The 4069-nt window shown below is 61.3% G+C and carries 2 protein-coding genes and 1 pseudogene; 2 read left to right on the top strand and 1 reads right to left on the bottom strand.

All coding sequences use genetic code 11. The features are described from left to right. Positions 1-899, bottom strand: a pseudogene (locus tag ABYW26_RS11505) (indolepyruvate ferredoxin oxidoreductase family protein); the annotation flags it as partial. A 156-nt stretch (positions 900-1055) separates the two neighbouring features. Between ABYW26_RS11505 and ABYW26_RS11510 the strand changes: the two are divergent. Next, positions 1056-1961, top strand: coding sequence for a LysR family transcriptional regulator (locus tag ABYW26_RS11510; protein WP_372605023.1), 906 nt, complete (start codon positions 1056-1058; stop codon positions 1959-1961). Positions 1962-2439: 478 nt separating this feature from the next. Then, the coding region (gene purL, locus ABYW26_RS11515) for a phosphoribosylformylglycinamidine synthase subunit PurL (RefSeq protein WP_372605024.1) at positions 2440-4069 on the top strand (1630 nt) is incomplete at its 3' end.

The following is a 4069-nucleotide window of genomic DNA, read 5'->3' on the forward strand; positions in this document are numbered from 1 at the left end:
GCGTCGATGCCCAGCAGGCTAAGGGCATGGGTCAGGTCCAGCCAGTTCTTGCCCGCCGCCACCAGACCGATTTTCGCGCCGGGTCGCCCCCAGACGCGCTTGTCGATTTTGTTAGCATGGGCAAAGGCTTCGGCGGCGAACCTCTTGTGATCTATCAGCCGCGCCTCTTGCGGAATCCAGTGGTCGCCCAGCCGGATATTCAACCCGCCCTCGGGCAGTTTCAGATCGGGGATCACATAGGGGTCGGTCGGCACCTTGCCATCGACGACCGAGGTCACCTCGACCGTGTCCTTCATCACCTTCAGCCCGACCCACAGGCCCGAATAGCGCGACAGCGCATAGCCATACAGGCCGAAATCCATGATTTCCTGCACCCCGGCGGGCGATAGAACCGGCATATAGGCATCGACCATCGCCCAGTCGGATTGATGGCAGGTGGTCGAGCTTTCGCCGGTATGATCGTCGCCCATCGCCATGATGACGCCGCCATGGCGCGCACTGCCCGCCATGTTGGCGTGACGCATCACGTCGCCGCTGCGATCGACGCCGGGACCCTTGCCATACCACAGGCCAAAGACACCATCGAACCGGCCCTCGCCGCGCAGTTCGGCCTGTTGCGTGCCCCACAGTGCGGTGGCGGCAAGGTCTTCGTTCAGACCTGGCTGAAACACGATATCGCTGCCCTGAAGATCGGCGCGCGCCCTGGCCATCTGCATGTCCACTGCCCCCAAGGGCGAGCCGCGATACCCGGTCACGTATCCGCCGGTATTCAGCCCCGCCGCCCGGTCGCGGGCCTTTTGCATCAGCATCAGCCGCACCAGCGCCTGTGTGCCATTCAGCAGCACAGGGGATTTTTCGAGGTCATATTTGTCATGCAGAGTCACATCTGGCCGGCTCATTCCGCACCTCCCGTCGCGAATGTGGCATATGTGCATGATAGGTCAAAAAAACTGACCTACAAAATCAATTTATATTAAGTCTTCATTTGCAAACGGGTTTTTACACACGTTAGGTATCTTACTGAAAATGCATGGCAGCTTTGCGGGAATTGCAAAATGGACTGGGATAAACTCAGAATCTTTCACGCCGTGGCCGATGCAGGCAGTCTGACCCATGCGGGGGATGTGCTGCACCTGTCGCAATCGGCCGTGTCGCGCCAGATCAGGGCGCTGGAAGAAAGCCTGAACACCACCTTGTTCCACCGCCACGCGCGGGGGCTGATTCTAACCGAACAGGGTGAATTGCTGTTCGATGCCACCGTGGCGATGAGCAAACGCCTTGATGCCGCCGAGGCCCGGATTCGCGACAGCGAAGAGGAAATGATCGGCGAACTGCGGGTGACCACCACCACCGGCTTTGGCACACTGTGGCTGGCACCGCGCCTGCCCAAGCTTTACGAAAAATACCCCGACCTGAAAATCGACCTGATGCTGGAAGAGCGCGTGCTGGACCTGCCGATGCGCGAGGCCGATGTCGCCATCCGCATGAAAGAACCCAGCCAGGCCGACCTGATCCGCAAGCGCCTGATGACGCTGCGGATGCGGCTTTACGCCTCGCGCGCCTATCTGGACGAACGCGGCGTGCCCGAGTCCGCAAGCGATCTGCACAATCACCGCCTGATCTCGCAGAACCCCAAGGCGCCGCAAGTCGCCGCCGGCGCGCTGATGGTGCAAGAGCTGATGCAGCATGACATCGCCTCGACCCTGACGGTGAACAACTATTTCGGGGTGCTGCAAGGCGTGATCAACAATCTGGGCATCGGCGCCCTGCCCGATTACCTGACCGAGGATTTCCCCGATCTGATCCGGGTGCTGCCCGAAATCGAAAGCAGCGAAGTGCCGGCATTTCTGGCCTATCCCGAGGAATTGCGCCATTCCAAGCGGGTCGCCGTGTTCCGCGATTTCGTGACCGAAGAAATTTTCGAGCACCGCCGCCGCCGGAAAGAAGCCTCTAAGATGTGAGATTTGCGCAACAGGCATATCAGCCATGTTGCACCTGCGGCATTTTTTTCTTGAAGAGAATCTCGTGGCTACCTAATTCAGGTGGCGAAGGCAGTGGTTGATCCACTGATCTTTACCTCCCTGTTGGACTTTGGCCGAGCATTGCTCGGCCTTTTTTTTGCACTTGCGCAAAACCGCTTTGCCAATTTTGCCTGTTTTCATGGCGGGTTTGGTGCAGGGTCCGCATTTCCGCTGCGTCGGTCTTGAGCTTTCCAACAGCGCCGCCGCAGCCGCCCGACCCGGTCTTCGGATGTTGCCGCAGCGCAACGCGGGTGATGCTGCAACCGCACAGTGCGCTTGATCTTTGGCCCCTCTGCCCGGCCCAGACCGGGTTTTTGCCGCTGAATCGCATGGAACTGCGGTTCCGGTCGCTGCCCCCCCTTTTCCATCGCCGCGCCATGTCCTATGAGACCGTCAGTTTCCGGCCCAGGGGGAAGACATGCAAGAACCGCAGATCACCGAAGAGCTGATTGCCGCACACGGCCTCAAGCCCGATGAATACGCCGAGATCCTGAGGTTGTTGAACCGCGATCCCACCTTTACCGAGCTGGGCATCTTCTCGGCCATGTGGAACGAGCATTGCTCTTACAAGTCCTCGAAGAAATGGCTGCGCACCCTGCCGACCACCGGCCCGCAGGTCATCTGCGGCCCCGGCGAAAACGCCGGTGTGGTCGATATCGGTGACGGTCAGGCCGTGGTCTTTAAAATGGAAAGCCACAACCACCCGTCCTACATCGAACCCTATCAAGGCGCGGCCACCGGCGTTGGCGGCATTCTGCGCGACGTGTTCACCATGGGCGCCCGCCCGATCGCGGCGATGAACTCGCTCTCGTTCGGCGAAACCAGTCACCCCAAGACCCGCCAGCTGGTCAATGGCGTGGTCGAAGGCGTCGGCGGTTACGGCAACTGTTTCGGCGTCCCCACCGTGGGCGGCGAGGTTCGGTTCCACCCGGCCTATAACGGCAACTGTCTGGTCAACGCCTTCGCGGCGGGTCTGGCCGATGCCGACAAGATTTTCTACTCGGCCGCTTCGGGCGTCGGGATGCCCGTGGTCTATCTGGGCGCCAAGACCGGCCGCGACGGCGTCGGCGGTGCCACCATGGCCTCGGCCGAATTCGACGACACGATCGAAGAAAAGCGCCCCACCGTTCAAGTCGGCGATCCGTTCACCGAAAAACGTCTGATGGAAGCCACACTTGAACTGATGGCCACCGGGGCGGTGATCTCGATTCAGGACATGGGCGCTGCCGGTCTGACCTGCTCGGCCGTGGAAATGGGCGACAAGGGCGATCTGGGTGTCGAGCTGAACCTCGACTGGGTGCCGCAGCGCGAAGAGAACATGACCGCCTATGAAATGATGCTGTCGGAATCTCAGGAACGCATGCTGATGGTGCTGAAGCCCGAGAAAGAGGCCGAAGCCCGCGCCGTGTTCGAAAAATGGGATCTGGATTTCGCCATCGTCGGCCACACCATCGACGAGGACCGCTTCCTGATCAAACACTGCGGTCAGATCATGGCCGACCTGCCGCTGAAGGCGCTGTCGGGCACCGCGCCCGAATATGACCGCCCGTGGATTGAAACCCCCGCGGCCGAACCGCTGGCCGATGTGCCCGGCGTCGATCCGATCGACGGCCTGCGCGCCTTGCTGGCCAGCCCGAACTATGCCGCCAAGAACTGGGTGTTCGAACAATACGACACCCAAGTCATGGCCGACACCATCCGCACCCCCGGTCTGGGCGCGGGCGTGATCCGCGTGCACGGCACGGACAAGGCGCTGGCCTTTACCAGCGACGTCACCCCGCGCTACGTCAAGGCCAACCCGGTCGAGGGCGGCAAACAGGCGGTGGCCGAGGCTTTCCGCAACCTCTGCGCGGTTGGCGCGCTGCCGTTGGCGACCACCGACAACCTGAACTTCGGCAACCCCGAAAAGCCCGAGATCATGGGCCAGTTCGTCGGCGCGATCAAAGGCATCGGCGAGGCTGTCGCGGCGCTCGACATGCCGATCGTTTCGGGCAACGTCTCTCTTTATAATGAGACCGACGGCACCGCGATCCTGCCGACGCCCACCA

The organism is Actibacterium sp. (genome assembly GCF_041584535.1).
In the GTDB taxonomy this organism is placed as follows: Bacteria; Pseudomonadota; Alphaproteobacteria; order Rhodobacterales; family Rhodobacteraceae; genus Actibacterium_D.

Bases quoted from the DNA above. Each gene is read 5' to 3' on its own strand.
- ABYW26_RS11510 (WP_372605023.1), top strand. From the start codon at position 1,056: ATGGACTGGGATAAACTCAGAATCTTTCACGCCGTGGCCGATGCAGGC.